Raw genomic sequence first — 22,467 nt, 5'->3', positions numbered from 1 at the left:
GATCTTCTAAACTTATCGCAAATGGTTATCTTCATCGCGTAGATAAATCATCCAATACCACATGCCAACAAATACGCCACCACCAATAATGTTTCCTATCGTAACAGGAATTAGGTTGTTTACGATGAACCCCATCATGTTTAAGTCCGCGTAGTTTGCAATATCTGCCCCTGTCATTTGCCAAAACGCTTCTGGCGCAAAGTACTTAATACCAATCGCCATAGGTACTTGGAACATGTTCGCAATACAGTGCTCAAAACCTGCCGACACGAACATAGCCACAGGCAAAATCATGACCGCTATTTTATCTGTCAATGTTCGCCCACTAAACGTCATCCAAACTGCAATACAAACTAATACGTTACACATAATGCCAAGCGCAACAGCAGCAAAGAAACCATGATGTAATTTGTGTTGGGAGATCGCCATCGCGTTAAGACCAACTTGGCCATGATCAAACATATATTGCTTGGTAACTAGCATACAGGCCACGAGCAAAATGGCCCCAACCATATTGCCAAAGTAAACCACCAACCAGTTTTTGATAAGTGCTTGCCAAGAGATTTTTCCACTCGCACGCGCAACTAGTGTTAGCACAGAGCTAGTGAAAAGCTCTCCGCCAGTAACCACCACCAAAATCAAACCAAGGCTAAATGCCAGACCACCAATGAGTCGTGTAATGCCCCAAGGCAGCTCGCCTGCGCCTGTCGTTACTGTGGTATAGAAGATGAAAGCAATACCAATATGAAGCCCCGCAGAAATGGCGAGCAGAAAAGATTTGATTGGAGCTTTCGTTGCTTTGCCTACCCCCACTTCAGCCGCGCGTTCCGCAGCTTGTGGCGGTAATAGTGAGTCAAACTGATTAAAGTTCATTCTGGTGTAACATTTAGAAACATTTAAAGAGGCGCGGATAATCGCTCTATTTCCCTATTTTTTCAAGTGCTATTTGGCGTGTTTACTAAAATCGTTGTTATTGGGAGATCAAGCAATAAATAGCGCCTATCATTCGCTACCGTAAGTATCATTGATACTTAACAAGTATTCGGCCTTTCGAACAAAGATCCTGCGTTATATCAGCCTGATAGCGCCATACTTAACACTTCTTGTCGTTGAATGTTGCCCAACGCTACTTTTCAGACTAGCTTGGTAAAAAAAGCGCAAAGGAATCATTTATGAAATATTCAGCTGAACATATCGCCGAATTGAATCTACTTCTTCAGTTCGACCTAAGTAGTGCTGCAACTGGTATTAAAGTTCATACAGACGCGTCAGAAGAAATGCAGGCAGCCGTTGCTCGTCTATATGAGAAGCAACTTTGTACACAGCCTGACGGTGGTTATCTAACAGACGAAGGCATTGAAGTTGCAGAACATGCAGATAAGATTTTAAGAGTTTTGTCTGTGTAATTTGAACAAAAAACGCCACCGAACTCGGTGGCGTTTTTTAGTCCTATATTTTTCCTGTCGATGCCTGCGGCAATAATCGCTTTTTCATTTTGCTAAATGGTTGAACCTTGTCATACAACCAGTTAAAACCAGTAGCATAAAATAGGAAGAAAACGAGGAAGCCGGCTTCCAGCATCAGAGCTTGAAGAAGCGTAATTTCTAAGAACCAGGCAATCACAGGTAGAGAGATAAAGATCAATCCTCCCTCGAAACCAACAGTGTGTCCAAGCCGCATCGCTAAACTTCGCTCAGCTCGATTGTCACCAAACCACTTATCAAAGTACAAGTTGTAGATGTAGTTCCATAGCACGGTATACATGCTCAACCCGACCCCAACCAACGCAAGATCACTAGAGCCCTTTCCAGTGATCAATGAAGCCGCTGGTACAATAATCGCGAGTGCGATTAACTCAAAAAGTACTGCATGAAAAATTCGTTCGTTACGAGTCATATTTCTCTATCCAAATAGTTCTACTCAATGCTTAGAATTTTATCTATTATTTAGATAACCAAAAGTTAGATACCATCGGTTTAAGCGATATGTTTACCATCGAACAACTGCAAGCTTTTATTGCTACATCAGAAGCAGGATCATTTTCAGGAGCAGCTAGAAAGCTGGGGCGAGCTCAATCTGTAGTGAGCCAGCACATCATGAATATGGAGATCGACTGTGGCGTTGAGCTTTTTGATCGATCAGGCAGGTACCCTAAATTAACTGAGAATGGCCTCGCTCTCGTACCCTATGCACAAGCAACAATCAGCCAACTCGACCGCCTAAACAATAGGGCATCGCAGCTCTTTTCCACGCCAACGAACAAATTAGCCTTAGCTATTGATGAAGGGATTCCTCTGACTCGCTTGCCGGATGTGCTAAAGAAGTTAGAGCAACGCTTTCCACACTTACAAGTTGAATGCTTAACGGCATCAAGCCCTGATATCATTGAATTGGTTAAGTCGGAACGCGCCACGACTGGGATTATTTTGAGTGATTTACAAATGCCAAGGCACATCGATTTCACCAATCTTGGCAATATTGCATTTGATGTCTATGTCTCTTCAACGCATCCTTTAGCAAAGCAGCAAATCACTCACATTGATCAACTAAAACAACATCGTCAATTGGTCATACGATCCAAAAGTGCAGAGCCATGTGGTCTCAATCAAGCATTTAGCCCAGATATCTGGTACGCTGATAACTACTATATTTTGTTGGAATTGGCGAATAAAGGGTTTGGTTGGTGCTTTCTACCACAGCATTTAGTCGCGTATTCACCTAATACATTAAAAAAAGTTGGGGATGATTTCACAAAACTGGCTTGGCAAGTCAATGTTGACCTTATTCAGCACCAGAAATGGCATTCAGATCCCCTCCATCAACAAGCTAAAGCAGAACTGCTCAACCTATTCGGGCAGACATAAGTAAGTAGGAAGACCCAAATGGCAAATACATTGATCGTAGGTGCAGGCTGGCTCGGAACTCCGCTAGCAGAAACATTGATGAAAGATGGACACTATGTTGTCGTCACTCGTCGTAGCCAAACTCGATTAAAAGAGTTACCCACCTCATTAACTCACTCCGCATTGTTCGATTTCAATCAATTGAACGCCACAGCACGGCTAGATGAGCTGCTCAAACAGCATCAAATTACGCACGTTATCGGTGCTTTTCCTCCAGGATTTCGTAAAGGACGCGGTCAAGAATATGCACAGCAATGGCAAATACTTGCCAACGCAGCTAAGCAAAACAACGTTGAAAAACTTCTCATGATCAGCTCTACCACGGTTTACCCTAACCTTGCTTCCGATATGGAAGAAGCTGACGCGTCACTCTCTTTAGCAGCCGAAAGCCCTTATTTCTCTGACAATGCACGTATTATGCTTCAAGCAGAGCAGCATGTTATCGACTCGAATATTAACTTTGTTATTCTACGTTGTAGCGGATTAATCGGGCCAGATAGACACCCATCTCGCTTTGCAGCAAGGCTTCAACAAGTTAGTCGTAAAGCACCAGCTAATATGCTTCATCAAGATGATGCTGTCTCGGCTGCGAAATTTGCCTTAGGCAATTTAAGCAACCAAGTCATTAACGTTACTACACCTCATACTGTCAGCAAGGCTGAGTTCTACCAAGCTGCCATAAACAAAATCGGAAGTGAGATACCTCTTCCACCCGTCACAGAGCAAGCTGACAAGCGTATTCTTGCTGACAAACTACTCTCACTTGGTTATCGATTTCACTTCAATTCAACTTTGGATGCGCTATGAGACTCTATAGACATATAGAAACGCTTTGGGATTACATGCAACTCAAACATGAACTGAAACCTGCGGACTGTTTGTTTGTGATGTGCAGTAATGATGTGCGTGTAGCGGAGCACGCTGCCAAGCTCTACCACCAAAAGTTGGCACCTTTGATTGTATTTTCAGGGGGTGAAGGTCGCTTCACAGATGGACTGTTTGAAAAAAGCGAAGCAGAAACCTTTGCCGAGATTGCAAAGATGTCGGGCGTTCCAAGTGAAGCAATTTTGCTCGAAACTGAATCCACAAACAGTGGAGAAAATGTTCGCTTTACTGAGCAACGATTAAAAGAGGAAGGAAAACAGTGTTCCTCGTTTATTCTGGTACAAAAACCGTTTATGGAGCGTAGAGCAATCGCGACATTTGAAAAACAGTGGCAGTCACCCTACACTCAGCTCCAAGTAAGCTCTGCGGCTCTTCCATTTTTTGAATACATTAATGAAGACATGCCATTAATGATGGTGCTAGAAGCACTAATGGAAGATTTCTCTCGCGTAAAAAGCTATCCAGAGAAAGGATTTCAAACCGAGCAGAACATCCCTCAGCAAGTCGAATCTTCTTACCAGGTTTTACTCGAGCGGTTTGGTTTTGACTTAGTCTAACTTTTTCTAACCGACAACAAAAAGCCACCAAGTTCGGTGGCTTTTCTGTATCAATACGGCTTATTTACCGAGCGCTTCTTTGTAATGTTGGCGGCATACGGAGACATACTTATCGTTACCGCCGATCGCAACTTGATCGCCTTCTTTAATTGCCACGCCGTGTTCATCGGTACGAATAACCATATTCGCTTTGCGGCCGCAATGGCAGATTGTTTTGAGCTCAACCAGCTTGTCTGCCCAAGATAATAGATACTTACTGCCTTCAAAAAGTTCGCCTAGAAAATCGGTGCGAAGGCCGTAACACAATACTGGAATATGCAACTTATCAACGACTTCAGTAAGTTGATAAACTTGTTCTTTCGACAAGAACTGACACTCATCAACAAGAATACAGTGACGTTTTTCAACCTCATTCAGAGCTGCGATCTCCTGATACAAATTGGTATCCTGACGAAATAAATGTGCGTCAGATTGAAGACCAATACGAGAGCTCACTTTACCGACACCAAAACGATCATCTAGCGCAGCCGTAAAAATAACTGGCGTCATGCCGCGTTCTTGATAGTTGAAAGAGGATTGAAGAAGCGTTGTTGATTTACCCGCATTCATTGCTGAGTAATAGAAATACATCTGAGCCACAGAGCATTACCTAAAGTCAAAGTTTTAATTTATGGAAATGGAAAATAAAAGGGCTGAATTATCAGCCCTTTAAAAATGAAAATTCAATTACTTACGACGCCACGTTGTGCCTTCTGGACCATCTTCCAGAACAATGCCCATTTCGGTCAGCTTGTCACGAGCCATATCTGCATTCGCCCAATCTTTCGCAGCACGAGAGTCGTTACGCAGCTTGATCAGAGCTTCGATTTCAGCCACTTCATCATCGTTACCCGCATCACCTTTTAGGAAGGCTTCAGGATCTTGGTGAAGAATACCGATCACGTCAGCTAGTTCACGCATTAGCGCACCTAGCTCGCTCGCTTTCTCTAGGTTTTCTGTCTTCAGGCGGTTAACTTCGCGCGCCATGTCGAACAGAACTGAGTACGCTTCTGGTGTATTGAAGTCATCGTTCATCGCTGCTGTAAAGCGAGATACGTACTCTTCACCACCAGCAGGAGCAGCATTTAGATCCAAACCACGTAGAGATGTGTACAGGCGCTCAAGCGAAGCACGTGCTTGGTTTAGGTTATCTTCGCTGTAGTTTAACTGGCTACGGTAGTGACCAGACATTAGGAAGTAACGCACTGTTTCAGCATCGTAGTGACCAAGAACGTCACGGATAGTAAAAAAGTTACCTAGAGATTTAGACATCTTCTCACGGTCTACCATTACCATGCCGCTGTGCATCCATGTGTTCACGTATTGTGTATCGTGTGCACAGCATGATTGTGCGATTTCATTTTCATGGTGTGGGAACTGAAGGTCAGAACCACCGCCGTGAATGTCGAAGTGGTTACCTAGGATTGAAGAGTTCATTGCTGAACACTCAATGTGCCAACCTGGACGACCAGGCCCCCATGGTGACTCCCACGTTGGTTCACCCGGCTTAGACATCTTCCAAAGTACAAAGTCTAGAGGGCTGCGTTTTGCTGTTTCGATATCAACGCGCGCGCCAGCTTGAAGCTGATCAAGGTCTTGCTTAGAAAGCTTGCCGTATTCGTTGAACTTACCCACTTCAAACATTACGTCACCGTTATCTGCAACGTATGCAAAACCGCGCTCGATTAGCTTCTCAACCAATTCGATGATTTCAGCAATAAACTGTGTCGCACGAGGTTCAACGTCCGGACGTTTCATGTTCAGCGCATCAAAATCAGCGTGCATTTCACCAATCAAACGCTCAGTCAATGAATCGCAAGACTCACCATTTTCTGCGGCACGTTTGATGATCTTATCGTCGATATCTGTGATGTTACGTACAAACGTCAGATCATAGCCCAAATAGCGAAGGTAACGTGATACAACGTCAAAAGAGACGAAAGTACGACCGTGACCAATGTGACAGAGATCGTAGATGGTAACTCCACAGACATACATACCGACTTTGCCAGCTGTAATTGGTTTGAATTCCTCTTTCTGTCTTGTGAGTGTGTTATATATCTTTAACATGATCTCTATCTATGATTGTGAATGAATAAAAGAAGATGAGTATATCAACTCCAACCTAGTTAGGTAATAGCAATTAACCGATAAAACGATAATCGGCTAAACTTCAAGCACAAAACGAAGAATTTCCTCTTCCTGAGTTTTTAAAGCACTAGAACTTAGGCTAGAATCTCGGGCTCAACACAACACAGTAAAGGAAAGTAGCATGATCACCCTTCACACTAATTTTGGTGACATCAAGATTCAACTAAACGAAGAGAAAGCGCCAGAGACAAGCGCAAACTTCCTTCAGTACTGCCGCGACGGTTTCTACGACAACACGCTTTTCCACCGTGTTATTGACGGCTTCATGATCCAAGGTGGTGGTATGGAGTCTGGTCTACGTGAAAAAGCGACTCGTGCACCTATCAAGAACGAAGCAAACAACGGCCTAAGCAACAAAGTGGGTACACTTGCTATGGCACGTACTATGGAGCCGCATTCAGCAAGCTCTCAGTTCTTCATCAACGTAAACAACAACACATTCCTAGACTTCCGTAGCGAAAGCCTAGATGGTTGGGGTTACTGTGTGTTCGGTGAAGTAATCGAAGGCATGGACATCGTAAATAAGATCAAAGGCGTTAGCACTGGTTCTTACGGCATGCACCAAGACGTACCTCTAGAAGACGTAGTAATCACTGGTACAACAATTGAAGAGTAATTCTTAGGAATTATTTTTAAAAGATAAGTTAATGGGGAGGCGTAGCTTCCCCTTATTTCTATGACGACATTATTTATTTCCGATCTTCACCTTACCCCGTCACGTCCTGATATCACGGAATGTTTTGTGACGTTCATGCGAACAGAAGCAACAAAAGCTGATGCACTTTATGTACTCGGCGATCTGTTTGAATTCTGGATTGGTGACGATGACAACACCCCTTTTGCAGACCAAATCCGTGCAGAATTTAAAGCACTGACGGATGCGGGTGTGCCAACTTTTTTCATCCAAGGCAATCGAGATTTTTTACTCGGCAAACGCTTTTGCAAAGAAACCGGTATGACATTACTCGACGATGTCTGCACGATTGATCTTTATGGTCAAAAAGCCGTGATCCTACATGGCGATACGCTCTGCATTGACGATGTGAAATACCAAGAGTTTAGAAAAACCGTTCACAAGCCATGGCTACAATGGTTGTTTAACCGTATTCCTTGGTTCATTAAGAAGAAAATTGTCTCAAAAGTTCAATCCGATATTCGTGATGATAAAATGAGCAAGTCATTAGATATCATGGACGTCAACCAAAATGAGGTCGAGAAAGTAATGTCTCAGAACTGCGTCAACTTAATGATTCATGGTCACACACATCGCCCGAACACACATTTTTTTGACGTCGATGGCGTTAAAAAGACCCGAATTGTTTTAGGGGATTGGTATACGCAAGGCTCAGTTTTAAAAGTAAATTCTGATAGTTTTGACCTACAAACGAGACCGTTCATACAGAATTTGCGTTAAGCATGTAGAGCGTGTAGAAGATTCACGCTCAAGTCGTAGATATTTTGTAAAAAATCGCTATTATCATAATACTAAGTTAAACAGAACGAAGTACCTAATTGAAGTATTCTTACGTAGCTCGCCAACCGATTCTGGATAGAGAAAAACGAACCATAGGTTACGAACTCCTCTTTCGAGACGGCCCTAAAAATACCTTCCCTGAAGTAGAACCAGAGCTGGCTACTAGTCGACTGCTATCCGATCATTTTTTGTCGACGCATTACAACACATTAGGAAACAAACTTGGCTTTGTTAACTTTCCGCATCAAAGCTTGGTAAACTTGGTCCCAACTTTGTTCCCTAAAGAATCTCTCGTCATTGAAGTCCTTGAAGACTGCGAACCGACAGAAGAACTGTTAGAAGCCATCAAGCACCTTCATGAGTGCGGATACAAAATTGCTCTGGATGATTTTGTTCCGACGAAAGCTTGGAAGCGTTTTCTTCCATACGTTTCCATGATCAAGTTTGATATTAGACTTGTGCCGATCAAGAAAGCTGCCATTTTTATTCAGGCGTTGAGCCCATTTAAAATCGACTTTCTTGCGGAAAAGGTAGAGACCTATGAAGAGTTTGAGCAAGCTCTAGAAGCCGGTTTTAACTATTTTCAAGGGTATTTTTTTAGCAAACCTGAGATGATCCAGAAAAAACGGTTGAACCCCGCGTTTCTTACCGTCATCCAACTTTGTAAAGAGATTGCAGATAAGCCCATCGACTTCAATGAGGTTGAACGTCTGTTTTCGATTGATGTGACGCTGTCATACAAGCTGCTTACTTACGTAAATTCAGGATATACATTAACGACTAAGATCAAATCGTTCAGACAGGCGCTTATTTATCTGGGTGAAGAGCGACTACGACGCTTTATTTCCTTAGTTGCAATTGCGTCCGTTCAAGAAGATAAACCTGACTCTCTTTACTCTTTAGCGATTCAGCGTGCACGAATGTGTGAACTGTTACTTAGTCAAATGAACACTAGGTATGACCCTGGGCAGGCTTTTTTGACAGGCATGTTTTCTTTACTCGGCTCTTTGCTCGATCAACCGCTCTCGGATGTCATTGAAGATATACCCGTTGACGAAGATATAAAACTCGCATTAACCAGTCGAAAAGGCGTACTTGGTCACTTACTTTCGATGACGATCGCCTATGAACAAGCGGACTGGGAGTTAGCCGAGCGATATTGCACCGTTCTTAAATTAACCGAACCTCAATTAGCGGACGCTTTTAATCAATCTACCGAGTGGGCTCAAGAACTGCTGTCTCAAACGCCCTAAATCGCTATAATGCCTCACCTCCAGCCTCGCAATTGTGAGGTTGTTTGTTTTTACCGCTTAATTAATCGAGATTTCATTTTATGGCTTCTTCTTGCCCTTGCGGATCTAACCGCACCTACCAACAGTGTTGTGAAATTGCCCACAATAACCATGCTGACGTCACTACTCCAGAGCAGCTAATGCGCTCTCGTTACAGTGCGCATGTGTTAGGTCTAGTGGACTACGTGGTGAACACATATCACCCAAGCTGTAATGCAGAAGAGCAACGTGAGGGCATTGCCCAATCCATCGACAGCGACTGGTGCAAGCTTGAGGTAATAAAAGCCGAAGCGAGCAGCAACGAGAATGAAGGTTTTGTCGAATTCAACGCTTACTTTGATGAAGACGGCAAACGCTACTGCATGACCGAGCGTTCTCGTTTCGTGAAAGAAGACGGGCTTTGGTACTACATTGACGGCACGTTTCCAGAAGAAGAGCTAGAAGAAGAACCAAAACAAGATCCTCGCCTAAACCAGCCAGTAAGTAGCTTAAAAGTAGGTCGCAACGACCCGTGTATCTGCGGAAGCGGTAAGAAATTTAAGAAGTGTTGTGGGTAAGATCATCCACGCTTAGCTTATTGAGCTCGCTTTAATTAGATTCCTGATCTCGCCTAGGTTCGTCGGAATGACGTGAATATATGTGTCTGTTTGAAGTAAATAACTCTACTGCAGCGCCATTAGAAAATATACCGTCATTCTCAACAACGAAGAACAAGCGTGATTCAGACTCTAATCGCTACTAGCACTGTTGCCGGTTTTTCCCCGAATCAAGAACACTAAAGTAAAAAAGCCCCTAGGCTCGAGAGCATAGGGCTTTCATTTATCTATAGCAGGTTTATTTATGACGCTCTTTCAGTTTATTCACTACGTCATTCATCGATAAGCCTTGGTCTTGAAGCAATACCATTAAGTGATAAATCAAGTCTGCCGATTCACACACTAACTCCGCCTTATCGCCCGACGTCGCCGCAAGCGCGACTTCAACGCCTTCTTCGCCCACTTTTTGCGAAATACGCTTGGTGCCACGGGCATAAAGACTGGCAGTATAAGAGGAATCTGGGTCGGCACTCTTGCGGGCAGCCAATAGCTGCTCAAGTTGATGAAGCCACACCATTTGTGACTCCTCTTGAGGGTCCACATCCCAGCAAGTTGTGTTACCCAAGTGACACGTAGGACCAATGGGATTCACTTTCACCAGTAGCGTATCGTTGTCACAATCTAGCTGCATGTTTACCAATTGCAATACGTTGCCAGAGGTCTCACCTTTCGTCCAAAGACGTTGCTTGGTACGAGAGAAAAACGTCACTTGACCTGTTTCGCCCGTTTTTGCCAACGCATCTTGGTTCATGTAACCCATCATCAGCACTTGGCTTGATTGGAAATCTTGTACGATGGCAGGTACCAGACCATCCACCTTTTCCCAGTTGATTCGCTCAGCTAGCGAACTTACTTCGGCGGCTTTCACACTCATAGTCGTACCTCAATGCCTTGTTGTTTCAAATACTGCTTTAGTTCACCAATATTGATGACTTGCTTGTGGAATACCGATGCGGCAAGCGCGCCATCCACATTTGCTTTTTGGTAGGCTTCTGCGAAGTGCTCCACGGCACCTGCACCACCCGATGCAATCAATGGCACGTTACACACTTCACGCACCATATTAAGTTGTTCAATATCGTAGCCGTTACGCACGCCGTCTTGGTTCATCATGTTCAGAACGATTTCACCAGCGCCGCGTTTTTGTACTTCTTGCACCCAATCACGCGTTTCCCATTGGGTTGCTTTGGTGCGTTCTTCATCACCAGTAAACTGGTAAACCTGATACTTACCTGTCTCTTTGTCGTAGTATGAATCGATACCAACGACGATACATTGCACACCAAACTTATCAGCAAGGTCAGTAATCAATTGCGGGTTCGCCAATGCAGGTGAGTTGATAGACACTTTGTCTGCACCAAACTCAAGAATGCGCGCTGCGTCTTCCGCTGATTTAATACCACCAGCCACACAGAAAGGAATATCAATCACTTCAGCAACGCGAGCGACCCAACTTTTATCGACGACACGACCATCACTTGAAGCAGTAATATCGTAGAACACAAGCTCGTCTGCGCCCTCTTCCGCATAACGCTGCGCCAGAGGAACGATATCGCCAATGATTTCATGGTTACGGAACTGAACGCCCTTTACCACTTGTCCATCACGAACATCAAGACATGGAATTATTCGCTTTGCCAACATGCAAACGCCTCCTCTGCTGTGAACTTACCATCTAACAGTGCACGACCAACAATCACGCCAGCCACACCGCTACCTTTTAGCGCTTCGATATCTGCTAATGAGCCGATACCACCTGAAGATTGGAACTGCACTTGTGGGTACTGTTTGCATAGGTCAACGTAAAGCTCTACGTTTGAGCCTTCTAGCGTACCGTCACGAGAAATGTCCGTACAAAGCACGTGCTGCAAACCTACCGTTAGGTAATCGTTGATCAGAGCTTCGATAGTCACGCCTGAGTCTTCTTGCCAACCAGAGATCGCCACTTTACGCGTGCCGTCTTGATCGATGTTGATGTCTAGCGCGAGAACGATTTTCTCTGCGCCGTATTTTTCCATCCAACCTTTCACAAGCTCTGGCTGTTTTACTGCTGTTGAGCCAACGACAACACGCTGAGCCCCCGCTTCTAGCAGATCAATCACGTCTTGCTCTGTGCGCACTCCGCCACCGATTTGGATGTTCGCTGGCGTGCTTGCTAGTAGCTTTGCAATTAAATCAAGTTGACGTGCTGTCGTGTCTTTCGCGCCAGTTAAATCCACTAAGTGCAGCCAGTTAGCACCCGCTTGGTGGTACAAGTTGAACTGCTCTGCTGGGTCGACTTTGTACTCAGTTACTTGGCCGTAATCACCTTGATAAAGGCGAACCACCTGTCCTTCAATTAAATCAAGAGCTGGAATAATCACACTAAATCCCTTTTATAATTCTAAGAAGTTTTGAATAAGCTTCGCGCCCGCTTTTGAAGAACGCTCAGGGTGGAATTGCACACCATAATAGTTACCGCTTTGAACCGCAGCAGTGAATGGATTTCCGTAATCACATTCGGCAATGGTGTAATCCCCAACAGGCATCGCAAAGCTGTGCACGAAGTAGAAATACTCTCCTTCTTCAATACCTTTGAAAAGTGGATTACCTGCTTTTGCAGAGACTGTGTTCCAACCCATATGCGGCAGCGGCAAATCGCCAGTTTGTAGTAGCTTCACTTCGCCATCACAAAGTCCAAGACACTCAACTAACTCGTCGGCTTTCTGACCTTTCTCTTGAGACACTTTGCCCAACAGTTGCATGCCTAGACAGATACCTAGCAAAGGCTTTTCTACCTGTTTTACCAAGCTGATAAGATCGCGCTCTTCTAGGTTCTTCATCGCTTCGCTGGCAGTGCCCACACCCGGTAGGAATAGCTTATCTGCCGACAATACGACCTGCGGATCTTTTGAAATAGTTACGTCATAGCCTAGGCGTTCAATAGCAAACTTCACCGAAGAGACGTTGGCACAGCCAGTATCGATAATGACAACTTTCTGTTCTGTCACTGTTTTTCTCCTTGCTAAGATTCGCCTTAAAGCACGCCTTTACTACTTGGTAGCTCAGTGCCTTCTACTTTGATTGCTTGGCGTAACGTACGGCCAAACGCTTTAAATAGACTTTCAATGATGTGGTGATCATTGTTGCCCGCAGAAGAAAGGTGCAACGTACATGCTAATGTGTCAGTCAAAGAGCGGAAGAAGTGAACCACCATCTCTGTTGAAAGATCACCCACTTGCTCACGGCTGAATTGAGCGTCGAACTTAAGGTAAGGACGACCTGATAGGTCTAGTGCGCATTGCGCCAAACACTCATCCATTGGCAAGCTAAAGCCAAAGCGACCAATACCACGCTTGTCACTCAGTGCTTCCTTCAACGCTTGACCTAACGCAAGAGCGGTATCTTCCACTGTGTGGTGATCATCAATGTGCAGGTCACCTTCCACTTTGCACACCATTTGGAATCCACCGTGCGTCGCGATTTGATCCAGCATGTGGTCAAAAAAGCCAAGACCTGTAGAAATGTCATTACCGCCTTGCTCGTCAAGATTAACGAATACTTTGATGTCTGTTTCTTTTGTGGTGCGGACCACTTCAGCCACGCGCGCCTTCACTGTGAGATCTTTTAGGATCTGTTTCCAGCCCATGGTTTCTGGGTTGTATTGAATACCACGAATTGCCATGTTTTCTGCAAGTTGAAGATCGGTTTGACGATCGCCAATCACAACAGAGTTTTGGAAATCTACTTTGCCACCTTGAAGATACTCTTTTACCAAGCCTAGTTTAGGCTTACGGCAAGAGCAGTTATCTTCATCAAAGTGAGGACAAATCAGTACGTCATCGAACTTCACACCTTGAGACTCAAAGATCTCCATCATCATGTTGTGCGGTGCATCAAAATCAGCTTGTGGGTAGCTGTCTGTACCCAAACCATCTTGGTTCGTGACCATCACTAGACGATATCCTGCATCCTGCAACGACAGCAGGCTTGGGATAACAAATGGTTCTAGTTTTAGCTTATCTAAACGGTCTACTTGAAAATCAATCGGCGGCTCAACAATTAAGGTGCCATCACGGTCGATAAAAAGGATTTTTTGTTGTTTGCTCACTCGAACTTCCTTATTGCTATTCTTTTGGCGCTCCCGCTATTGAGCGAGAGCGATAAATTCTGTCTCTATCTATGCGTAGTAGTTTCTGATAAATCCAAGCGTTTTTTCGCACTCGTCACGGTTACCCACACTGATACGCACACAGTTTTCAATTGGCGAGTTACGCAAAATAATGCCCGTATCCCAAGCCGCTTTGAAAAGGTCATCGCCATCTGGGAATTTCACCAATAGGTAGTTTCCCCACCCTTCAAACACTTCCAAGCCCGGAATCATTGAAAGGCCAACTTGCAAGTAAGCACGGTTTGCATTCAAATCGAGAACTTGAAACTTCGCTCGCGCTAAACCAGCTTCCGAAAGTGCCTGAGTCGCAATTTCTGCCACTGGAACTGGGACTGGGTAAGGTGCGATAACTTTAAGAAGTACATTAATCAGCTCTTCGTTCGCAAGCGTAAATCCACAACGCAGACCTGCAAGCGCAAAAGCTTTCGACAGAGTACGCAGAATCGCAAGATTCGGGTATTGCGCCAGTAAATCTACCGTTGACGCTTCTGGACAAAAATCGATGTATGCTTCATCCATCACCACGATTGCTCGGTCTTTTGTCATCTCAAGCAGAGACACAATGTCCTCACGCTTAACCAAGTTACCTGTTGGGTTGTTTGGCGAACATACAAAAACCAGTTTCACGTTATCCAGATTAGCTTCGATGCCTGCAAGGTCTAGTTGCCAATCTGACGTTAGCGGCACGGTTTTGCGCTCTACACCGATGGTTTCTGCACTGATGGCGTACATGCCGTAAGTTGGTGGGCAGTAAAGAATCGCATCTTCACCCGGCTCACAGAATGCACGAATTAATAACTCAATACCTTCGTCTGCGCCGCGAGAAGTCAGTGTTTGTTCTGGCTTCACACCCGCATACGCTGCGTAAGCGGAAATCAGTTCTTTCGGTTGGCATTCGCTGTAACGATTAAGACGAGCAAAGTCTGTTTTGTATTCATTGTTAAATGGTGATTCGTTGGCATTTAGCCATACGTCACCCGTACCACCGATTCGGCGAGCCGACATATAAGGGGTAAGCTGTTGGACTTGTTTACGCGCTAGCTTTTCCATCTCATTACTCTCTTATTCTTTCTTACTTGCTAATTTTTCTACGCGGATAGTAACAGCACGTTTGTGAGCGTCCAGACCTTCTGCTTCAGCCATCGTGACTACCGTTGGTGCAAGGTTCTTTAAACCATCAGCAGAAAGCTCCTGAACCGTCATTCGTTTAGAGAAATCCGCCAAACCTAAGCTTGAATAAGTACGTGTGTAACCGTAAGTAGGAAGGACGTGGTTAGTCCCCGATGCGTAATCTCCCGCAGATTCAGGCGACCAATCCCCAAGGAAGATAGAGCCTGCATTATCAAGTAGAGGTAGAAGCTCACGAGGGTTCTTAGTCTGAACAATCAAGTGCTCAGGACCGTAGTAATTGGAAATAGAAACTGACTGCGTCATCGACTCGGAAATAATGATCAAGCTTGATGCCAGAGCCTTTTCTGCGATGTCTTCACGAGATAGCTCCTTAAGCTGACGTTGAACCGCATCCGTCACTTGATCAGCAATCACAGGAGAAGAAGTCACAAGTACCACTTGAGAATCAGGACCGTGTTCCGCTTGGCTCAAAAGATCCGCAGCGATAAAGTCTGCATCTGCGGTTTCATCGGCAATTACAAGAACTTCTGATGGACCTGCTGGCATATCAATCGCAGCACCACGGAAATCATTACTTACCTGACGTTTTGCTTCGGTCACGTAAGCGTTGCCCGGACCAAAGATCTTATCTACTTTCGATACAGTCTCGGTGCCATAAGCCATTGCAGCAACTGCTTGGCCACCACCGACGTTATACACCTCATCAATGCCACACAGTTTCGCGACATAAAGGATCTCATCAGCGATTGGGGGTGGAGAACAAAGAACGACTTTACGACAACCTGCAATTTTTGCAGGAACGCCGAGCATCAAAACAGTCGATGGCAAAGGCGCACTGCCACCAGGAATGTACAAACCCACTTTTTGAATTGGGCGTGTTACTTGTTCACAAAGGACACCTGGCTGGGTTTCCACCTTGATCGGTTGCGGCTTTTGCGCTTTGTGGAACTTAGAAATATTGGCGTAAGCTTGCTCTAGTGCGCTCTTCATTGACTCTGACAAACGCTCTGACGCTGCCTTAATTTCCTGAGAAGAAACACGAATGGATTCAGGCTTAACACGGTCAAACTTTTCTGTCAGCTCAATAAGAGCAGAGTCACCTTCTTCTCGAACTTTAGCAATAACTTCGGCCACAGCAGTGGTGATATTGGCACCTTCTGCAATAGCAGGGCGCTCCAAAATAGAGTCTTGCTGATTCTCACTTAATGATTGCCAAACGACTGTTCTCATGATGCTTACTCCATCATTTTTTCAATTGGTAGAACGAGAATTGAACTTGCGCCCAACTCTTTCAGCTGTTCCATTGTTTCCCAGAATAGGTTTTCAGAACTCACTAAGTGAACAGCCATTTTCTGCTTATCTGCAGAAAGAGGAAGAACAGTTGGGTCTTCAGCACCTGGCAGTAGTGCTTTAATTTGATCTAACTTCTCTGCTGGGGCGTGAAGCATAATGTACTTAGATTCTTTCGCTTGCTGCACGCCTTGCATGCGAGTTAACAGCTTTTCGATTAGCGCCACTTTGTCTGCGTCGAACTCACCTGTGCGTTGAATCAATGTCGCTTTTGATTTGAAGATAATTTCAGCTTCTTTAAGGCCGTTCGCTTCCAGTGTTGCACCTGTAGAAACCAAATCAGCGATAGCATCAGCGAGACCCGCGCGAGGGGCAACTTCTACAGAGCCTGTCAGCATACATGTAGAGAATGGAACGCCGGCTTCATCCATGTACGCTTTTAGAAGTTGAGGATACGTTGTAGCAATACGCTTGCCAGCTAAGTCTTGTGGACCGTTGTACTCTTCGTCCTTGTCGATTGCGATAGATAAACGACAGCCACCAAAATCAAGTCGACGAAGCTGAACAAACTCGCAGGGTTCACCTAATGCTTTGCGGTCAAGGCGAACTTCTTCTAGTTCATTTTCGCCAATAAAGCCAAGGTCAACCACGCCATCCATAATTAAACCTGGGATGTCGTCGTCACGAACCAAGAGTAAATCAATTGGCATATTTTCAGAATGGACAACTAAACGCTCGCCCATTACGTTGAACTTTACGCCGCACTGTTTTAGTAGAGCTTGACTCTCTTTGCTAAGACGACCTTTTTTCTGAATTGCGATTCTTAAACGTTGTGTTTGCATTGCTTTGTCCCTATGCAAGATTTTGATATCTAAGTATTTTTCAAACTAATAAAACTAAAAAACCCTCGGGAGATTGAAGTCTCCCGAGGGTTTAAAATCTGCTTTTACTTTGATTTTACCTCCGGGAGTTTCCTGCCTCCCGGGTATGCGTACATCGCCCGAAAGACTAGATTGGGTGATGATGGTGATGAATGTTCATTACAAAATTACGCATACTTATTTCAAGGCTCTTCTCATTTGCTTTGTTACCAACAACACTAACCAAGCTGATTACTTTTTTCAACCCTTAATTTTAAAAAAATTCGAATTGTATAATACAAATAAAAAAGGAGGCCGAAGCCTCCTATAAATTTACTTTTTAAATCAGTGAATTACGCACTCTGGCAAGACGCTATTTTAGACTTTGAAAGCCATGACAAAATAGCGCAAACGATAATGAATGTTATCGACGCTGCAATGAACGAGAACGCTATTGAAGCAGTCATACCAAGGGCAATAAAGCCGACGCATGAAACAAGCGCGACTGATAATGCATAAGGTAGCTGTGTTGATACGTGATCAATGTGGTTACAACGTGCACCCGTCGATGACAAGATAGTCGTATCTGAGATTGGTGAACAATGGTCACCGAATACCGCACCAGCTAAAACCGCACTCAGCATCGGTAGCATTAGCGCTACGTCTGTTGCGCCAGCCATGTCTCCAGCGATTGGAAGCATGATGCCGAACGTACCCCATGAAGTACCTGTTGAGAACGCCATCAGGCCAGACAACAAGAATAGGATAACTGGGAGCCAATGAGGGTTGATATTGCCCTGCGCCATTGTCGAAAGGTAAGTACCAGTCTTCATATCACCGATAACAGAACCAATGGTCCAGGCAAATACTAAGATTAGAATCGCACCAAACATAGACTTAGCACCAATCCAAAGTGTACGTGCGATCTCAGCCATTGGTAGACCTTGCTTCACAACAGTAAACAGTGCAACTGCTAAGCCAAGCAAGCTACCGTAGATTAGTGATGTACCTACATCTGTATTTTCAAAAGCACCAAGAAGCGCAAACTCCTTACCATCAGCAGCCAATGCTTGGCCACCCGTGTAAAGCATTGAAGCGATAGTCGCGATAATCAGCGTCACGATAGGAAGTATCAAATCTGACACTTTACCCTTTTCACTTTCACGGATATCTAGCTCTTCGTTTAGGTCATGCGCTTCTTGCGAGTCATTTTCTTTGTCTTTATCAAAGCCACGACCTTGCGATGCAGAGATCTCATGCTCACGCATTTTACCAATATCAAGACCAAACCACGCAACAGCGAACACCATTAGCAGCGCAAAAACGGCGTAGAAGTTCATTGGGATAAGACGAACATATGCGCCAAGAGCCGAATACTCTGTGATCCCATGTGAGACTAAGATCCCGCCAATAATAGTAATAATGTAAGCACCCCAGCTAGAAGCAGGCATAATTACACACATTGGAGCAGCGGTTGAGTCTAGAATGTACGCAAGCTTAGCGCGAGACACATAAAAGCGATCGGTTACTGGGCGAGAGATCGCACCAACAGCAAGGCTATTAAAGTAATCATCGACAAAAATGAATACGCCTAAAAAGGCGGCAAGAAGTTTGGAGCCGCGTTTACTCTTCACTCGAGATTGTGCCCATTCAGCAAAAGCACGAGTACCGCCAGATAGCGTTAATAAAGCTGTTGTCATACCTAATAAGATTAGGAAACCAACAATGCTCATGTTCCAAGTGTTAATTCCGCCATCTTCAATAAAGACAGAAGAAACTTGAGAACTGACGTAACCTGCGGTGTCGCTGATAGACCAGCTATTAAGTAGCACCGCACCTAGCACGATACCTACACCCAAGGAAACTAATACACGTCGAGTCAAAATCGCCAAAGTCAAAGCGACAATAGGTGGCAATAATGAAACAGGAGAACTAGAAAAATCTATTAAATTCATGATCTTCAAAAACCAAAGTTTGGCTAGAGATCTACTGCAGACAAGTCACGTAGCATACGATACGTGCTCATGTTGAACTTAGCGACAGGGAAGCGAACACTCCACCCAACCCTACAGTAGCGCTCCATAGTTTAATGTGAATATATACTATGGCAGTGTTGTTCCTTTCAGATACAACCCCAGCAAGTAACTTTGATGAGTTACTTACTTCGGCAATCTTCGCCTTCCACTATTATTCATTGGCATCACCCCAATAATAGCTACTCTTCGAGACCGCGCCTCTACGGCAACAACAAACAATTAACCACTAACTGTACAAATTAACAACAAATTGTCTGCAATATTGCATCAGGTGGCAGCCATTGTACTTATGATGAGAGTCAATGCAACACATCAAACTAAATTAAACAAATAAATAATGACTGAGATAATTTATAAACCTTGCCTACTTCCATAAGTTTTGTGCAACTGAAATCACATCAATCATGTTATTTATGAAACATTATTACTACCTTAGAAATATCATGGTTTATCTTATATCAATAAATTAAGGATATATGACACAGCATTAAAGATGGATGCTTCATATTTTTAAGTAATAACTCAAATTTTTTTATAAAAAACCAAGCTGTCACTCTCTCTATACAATAATGATTGTTGATTTTAGTTCTCATCTAATAATGATTTATTTCGAGTGTAATAATATTAATTGCTTTAAAAAATAGTCAAATTTAAACAAAATCTTGATTTAGCATTTGCACATAAGGAAAAGATAAAGTTAAATATAAGGACTCTTTGTTTATTTATAGATTGGCATTATTTAATCGTAACGATAAAAAGTGCCCAACACATTAACCTTTTAATAGGAATCGTTATGTCAGAGCTGACTAAAACCCTTCTAAATATCCGTAGCCTTCGTGCATTTTCTCGTGAGCTGACTCTAGAACAATTGGAAGAAGCTCTAGATAAACTCACTACTGTCGTAGATGAGCGTCGTGAAGCAGAAGAAGCAGAACGCGCAGCACAAGCAGAGCAAGAAGCTAAGCTTGCAGAGATTGCTGAGAAAATCGCTCAAGACGGTATTGACGTAGAAGCACTTATTACTGCGCTATCTGGCGAAACTAAGACGAAAGGCAAAGCGAAGCGCGCACCTCGCCCTGCTAAATACAAATACACAGATTCAAACGGTAATGAGAAAACTTGGACTGGCCAAGGTCGTACACCTTCGGCGATTCAAGAGCAACTTGATGCAGGTAAATCTCTGGATGAGTTCCTAATCTAGATCCGTGCTATTTTTAAAAGGCTCCCATAGGGAGCCTTTTTTATTTAAACCATTACAAATAAAAAAGGCACGTTTCTTAATGTGCCTTTTACTTTAGTTACAGAATAGTTAATTAAATCGCTTCGTATTAACGTTCCCAGTATGCTTCTTCTAGGCTATCTTCTCGCTCAGGAAGTCCGCGCGACAATCGTGGTGAATGTTGCACGAGAACTTCGTAGCTAGCACGGTTTGCGTATTTGCAGACTTGAGAAAAAGAAGAGTAAGTTAAATACTCGTTACTGTGCTTGCTTGAATTAGGCACATTTTCTTTATGGTATTTATTTGCTGCCATATCATGAAGAACAGCAGATAACGCAGCATCACCTGCGCCATTTGTATTCTTAATTTTTTCTGGGCCACCCATATATGGCGAGATATGCGAGTACACTTTTATTGGCGTCTCGCATGAGTCTTTTTTCGCCGGACGACTGAATTCATAACGATTAAATTCAGCAATTGACCCTGGAAGTAATGGCAAAGAAGTTTCGCGCTTCGCGCTATCTTCCGTATAACCCGCCATAAATAGGCCTACAGGCCCCGCGGTGCACAATACTAGATCTGCCCACTCCAGTGTTTTATCAGATGCAGCAAGTGGGTCTGACTCACCCGTCAGAGCTTCTGCTTCATCTTCATTCATCGCAACGACTGAAACGTTATCTCGAATGAATTCTTGCCAATATTTCGGGTCATCTTGAATAACGAACTTCGTCCCAAGAGTCAGAACAACAGGTACATCATTCTTTTTCGCGTACTCAATCGCTTTCATTGTTGCTTCAGGCATTGGGTCGCCTTCTTTACAACGTACTAAATATGACGTTAGTACAAGCGCCGATGCATTTTTAAAGATTTTTTCTGGAATGCTATCAGGATGCAGTTGGTTCATTTGCCCTTCACTGATCGCAAAAGTACGTTCACCATCTTCTGTAATAAGAGCGAAACAACGACCGATAGCGCCATCAACACCTTGTAGATAGTTCAAGTCCATGCGGCTTGATGTATTACAAAGGTAACGGTAGCCATAGCTGCCAATTTTGATATCCTGGCTCATCACTCCAAGCAGCGTAGAGCGATCATCTGCTAGCACAGAGTAGTTGTGTAGCGTGTTACCAATTGTGCCACCCGCATACTCATTGGTAATTAAGTTCTCTTCTTTAAGTTGCTGGTACAACTCTTCTGCTCTTTCGTCATCAATAACCAAAGAGTGACCTTTACTCAGACCGTACTTTTCAATCACATCCGTTGTAACTTTAGCTTCAATATCAACCAAAGTTTGGTCAATACCAATGATGTGAGTGCGCGTCATCTTCTTGCTTTCTTGTGCTTGGCTCACCAGCGGGTCACGAGCATGAACAGGAAAATAGTGCTTCGATTTGCGTTGTCCAGGAAATTTCATATTGTCAGTCTGAGTAAGGGGATGAAAAGGAGAACGGATTCTATACCGCTAATAATAAAGCGGCAATAAAAGCAATTATAGCAAACGTTTGCTGACAGCTTTTTTCTTTTAGGTGGCTTATTCACCTTCCATAAAGCTGAGATCTGGTAGTTGCTCAAGGTGCTCGCTATAACGCTTTAGGTTGAACTCACCCTCATTCTTCATTACATCAAAAACCTCAATTGACATCGCACATGCCATCATCGCAACCGCATCTTCACGTGGTGTGCCAGTCATCATTAAACGCATAAGGGTTTCTTTTACTTTAAGCGGGTTACCATCTTCGAGCTGATTTTCAACAATTTCAATCAACTCACTTTCTTGCATAAATTGGTTTTCTTCTGTCATTTGATGTTTCCTCTTGGATTTTGGCCAACTATGCCATATATACCTCTTCTATACTTGCGAAATTACTCGTTCGAATCTTTGTT

At 43.9% G+C, this 22,467-nt stretch carries 24 protein-coding genes, 1 riboswitch and 1 other annotated feature; of the genes, 9 read left to right on the top strand and 15 right to left on the bottom strand.

From position 1 onward, the window contains the following. Positions 1–12: 12 nt before the first annotated feature. Positions 13–873, bottom strand: a complete 861-nt coding sequence (gene focA / locus R7Q41_RS04265) for a formate transporter FocA (protein ID WP_005378146.1) — start codon at positions 871–873, stop codon at positions 13–15. A gap of 299 nt (positions 874–1,172) precedes the next feature. Here focA and R7Q41_RS04260 point away from each other — a divergent pair, with 299 nt between their 5' ends. Then, complete coding sequence (locus R7Q41_RS04260; RefSeq protein WP_005378148.1) at positions 1,173–1,406, top strand: TIGR02647 family protein; 234 nt, start codon at positions 1,173–1,175, stop codon at positions 1,404–1,406. Between the two features lie 43 nt (positions 1,407–1,449). On the opposite strand, the gene R7Q41_RS04255 is transcribed toward R7Q41_RS04260, so the two are convergent. Further along, positions 1,450–1,896 (bottom strand): PACE efflux transporter, encoded by a 447-nt coding sequence (locus R7Q41_RS04255; protein ID WP_318107966.1) that lies wholly within the window; start codon positions 1,894–1,896, stop codon positions 1,450–1,452. An 89-nt stretch (positions 1,897–1,985) separates the two neighbouring features. Between R7Q41_RS04255 and R7Q41_RS04250 the strand changes: the two genes are divergently transcribed. From R7Q41_RS04250 to R7Q41_RS04240, 3 genes are read left to right on the top strand one after another with little or no spacing between them, the layout of a single operon-like run. Then, positions 1,986–2,864 carry a LysR family transcriptional regulator gene (locus R7Q41_RS04250; protein WP_025766872.1) on the top strand — a complete coding sequence of 293 codons (879 nt, stop codon included), beginning with the start codon at positions 1,986–1,988 and terminating at the stop codon, positions 2,862–2,864. 18 nt (positions 2,865–2,882) lie between these two features. Then, a complete protein-coding gene (locus R7Q41_RS04245; RefSeq protein WP_025766873.1) occupies positions 2,883–3,710 on the top strand; it encodes an NAD-dependent epimerase/dehydratase family protein in 828 nt (275 codons plus the stop codon). Further along, positions 3,707–4,345, top strand: coding sequence for a YdcF family protein (locus R7Q41_RS04240; RefSeq protein WP_025766874.1), 639 nt, complete (start codon positions 3,707–3,709; stop codon positions 4,343–4,345). Before R7Q41_RS04245 ends, R7Q41_RS04240 begins: the two co-directional genes overlap by 4 nt. A 60-nt stretch (positions 4,346–4,405) precedes the next feature. Here the strand turns inward: R7Q41_RS04240 and R7Q41_RS04235 are convergent, their stop codons facing one another. After that, on the bottom strand, positions 4,406–4,984 hold the full coding sequence (locus R7Q41_RS04235; protein ID WP_005378154.1) for a thymidine kinase: 579 nt from the start codon (positions 4,982–4,984) through the stop codon (positions 4,406–4,408). Between the two features lie 87 nt (positions 4,985–5,071). Beyond that, positions 5,072–6,454, bottom strand: coding sequence for a cysteine--tRNA ligase (cysS, locus tag R7Q41_RS04230; protein ID WP_005378155.1), 1,383 nt, complete (start codon positions 6,452–6,454; stop codon positions 5,072–5,074). A gap of 202 nt (positions 6,455–6,656) precedes the next feature. Between cysS and R7Q41_RS04225 the strand changes: the two genes are divergently transcribed. The 4 genes from R7Q41_RS04225 to R7Q41_RS04210 all read left to right on the top strand — a co-directional run bounded on the left by R7Q41_RS04225 (position 6,657) and on the right by R7Q41_RS04210 (position 9,858). Next, entirely contained in the window at positions 6,657–7,151 is a 495-nt protein-coding gene (locus R7Q41_RS04225; RefSeq protein WP_005378156.1) for a peptidylprolyl isomerase, read from the top strand. 60 nt (positions 7,152–7,211) lie between these two features. Further along, positions 7,212–7,949: a UDP-2,3-diacylglucosamine diphosphatase gene (lpxH, locus tag R7Q41_RS04220; RefSeq protein ID WP_005389817.1), complete on the top strand. Its 738-nt coding sequence runs from the start codon at positions 7,212–7,214 to the stop codon at positions 7,947–7,949. A 98-nt stretch (positions 7,950–8,047) separates the two neighbouring features. Further along, positions 8,048–9,262 carry an EAL and HDOD domain-containing protein gene (locus R7Q41_RS04215; RefSeq protein WP_005378158.1) on the top strand — a complete coding sequence of 405 codons (1,215 nt, stop codon included), beginning with the start codon at positions 8,048–8,050 and terminating at the stop codon, positions 9,260–9,262. An 80-nt stretch (positions 9,263–9,342) separates the two neighbouring features. Next, complete coding sequence (locus R7Q41_RS04210) at positions 9,343–9,858, top strand: YchJ family protein (protein ID WP_318107965.1); 516 nt, start codon at positions 9,343–9,345, stop codon at positions 9,856–9,858. 277 nt (positions 9,859–10,135) lie between these two features. Here R7Q41_RS04210 and hisIE read toward each other — a convergent pair whose 3' ends face one another. The 9 genes from hisIE to tet(35) all read right to left on the bottom strand — a co-directional run bounded on the left by hisIE (position 10,136) and on the right by tet(35) (position 19,283). Further along, the gene (gene hisIE, locus R7Q41_RS04205; RefSeq protein ID WP_005533681.1) at positions 10,136–10,771 is read right to left on the bottom strand and encodes a bifunctional phosphoribosyl-AMP cyclohydrolase/phosphoribosyl-ATP diphosphatase HisIE; all 636 of its coding nucleotides are present in this window, start codon (positions 10,769–10,771) and stop codon (positions 10,136–10,138) included. Continuing rightward, on the bottom strand, positions 10,768–11,541 hold the full coding sequence (gene hisF / locus R7Q41_RS04200) for an imidazole glycerol phosphate synthase subunit HisF (RefSeq protein WP_318107962.1): 774 nt from the start codon (positions 11,539–11,541) through the stop codon (positions 10,768–10,770). Before hisF ends, hisIE begins: the two co-directional genes overlap by 4 nt. Next, the gene (gene hisA, locus R7Q41_RS04195; RefSeq protein ID WP_005390889.1) at positions 11,523–12,260 is read right to left on the bottom strand and encodes a 1-(5-phosphoribosyl)-5-[(5-phosphoribosylamino)methylideneamino]imidazole-4-carboxamide isomerase; all 738 of its coding nucleotides are present in this window, start codon (positions 12,258–12,260) and stop codon (positions 11,523–11,525) included. The genes hisF and hisA overlap by 19 nt, the downstream gene beginning before the upstream one ends. Positions 12,261–12,272: 12 nt before the next feature. After that, positions 12,273–12,887 carry an imidazole glycerol phosphate synthase subunit HisH gene (gene hisH, locus R7Q41_RS04190; RefSeq protein WP_006743042.1) on the bottom strand — a complete coding sequence of 205 codons (615 nt, stop codon included), beginning with the start codon at positions 12,885–12,887 and terminating at the stop codon, positions 12,273–12,275. Positions 12,888–12,913: 26 nt separating this feature from the next. Then, positions 12,914–13,987 carry a bifunctional histidinol-phosphatase/imidazoleglycerol-phosphate dehydratase HisB gene (hisB, locus tag R7Q41_RS04185; RefSeq protein WP_005378173.1) on the bottom strand — a complete coding sequence of 358 codons (1,074 nt, stop codon included), beginning with the start codon at positions 13,985–13,987 and terminating at the stop codon, positions 12,914–12,916. Between the two features lie 69 nt (positions 13,988–14,056). Further along, positions 14,057–15,097, bottom strand: a complete 1,041-nt coding sequence (hisC, locus tag R7Q41_RS04180) for a histidinol-phosphate transaminase (protein ID WP_017634689.1) — start codon at positions 15,095–15,097, stop codon at positions 14,057–14,059. A gap of 12 nt (positions 15,098–15,109) precedes the next feature. Then, entirely contained in the window at positions 15,110–16,408 is a 1,299-nt protein-coding gene (hisD, locus tag R7Q41_RS04175; RefSeq protein ID WP_025766878.1) for a histidinol dehydrogenase, read from the bottom strand. Between the two features lie 5 nt (positions 16,409–16,413). Continuing rightward, a complete protein-coding gene (hisG, locus tag R7Q41_RS04170) occupies positions 16,414–17,310 on the bottom strand; it encodes an ATP phosphoribosyltransferase (RefSeq protein ID WP_005378180.1) in 897 nt (298 codons plus the stop codon). Between the two features lie 53 nt (positions 17,311–17,363). After that, positions 17,364–17,501, bottom strand: a sequence feature (His leader region). Positions 17,502–17,681: 180 nt separating this feature from the next. Then, positions 17,682–19,283 (bottom strand): tetracycline efflux Na+/H+ antiporter family transporter Tet(35), encoded by a 1,602-nt coding sequence (gene tet(35) / locus R7Q41_RS04165; RefSeq protein ID WP_017634691.1) that lies wholly within the window; start codon positions 19,281–19,283, stop codon positions 17,682–17,684. A gap of 109 nt (positions 19,284–19,392) precedes the next feature. Beyond that, positions 19,393–19,575: riboswitch (Lysine riboswitch) on the bottom strand. A 582-nt stretch (positions 19,576–20,157) separates the two neighbouring features. Here tet(35) and R7Q41_RS04160 point away from each other — a divergent pair. After that, entirely contained in the window at positions 20,158–20,565 is a 408-nt protein-coding gene (locus tag R7Q41_RS04160; protein ID WP_005378185.1) for an H-NS family nucleoid-associated regulatory protein, read from the top strand. Between the two features lie 127 nt (positions 20,566–20,692). Here R7Q41_RS04160 and R7Q41_RS04155 read toward each other — a convergent pair whose 3' ends face one another. Together R7Q41_RS04155 and R7Q41_RS04150 are read right to left on the bottom strand one after the other, a co-directional pair. Continuing rightward, positions 20,693–21,997: an inosine/guanosine kinase gene (locus R7Q41_RS04155; protein WP_025766879.1), complete on the bottom strand. Its 1,305-nt coding sequence runs from the start codon at positions 21,995–21,997 to the stop codon at positions 20,693–20,695. A 117-nt stretch (positions 21,998–22,114) separates the two neighbouring features. Next, entirely contained in the window at positions 22,115–22,384 is a 270-nt protein-coding gene (locus tag R7Q41_RS04150; protein ID WP_237305987.1) for a hypothetical protein, read from the bottom strand. Between the last annotated feature and the right edge of the window lie 83 nt (positions 22,385–22,467).

It is taken from the genome of Vibrio sp. 2096, assembly GCF_033339595.1.
GTDB classification, from domain to species: Bacteria; Pseudomonadota; Gammaproteobacteria; order Enterobacterales; family Vibrionaceae; genus Vibrio; species Vibrio alginolyticus.
Note: the sequence above shows the minus strand (reverse complement) of the source record. Positions and strands in the feature narration are given on the sequence as shown.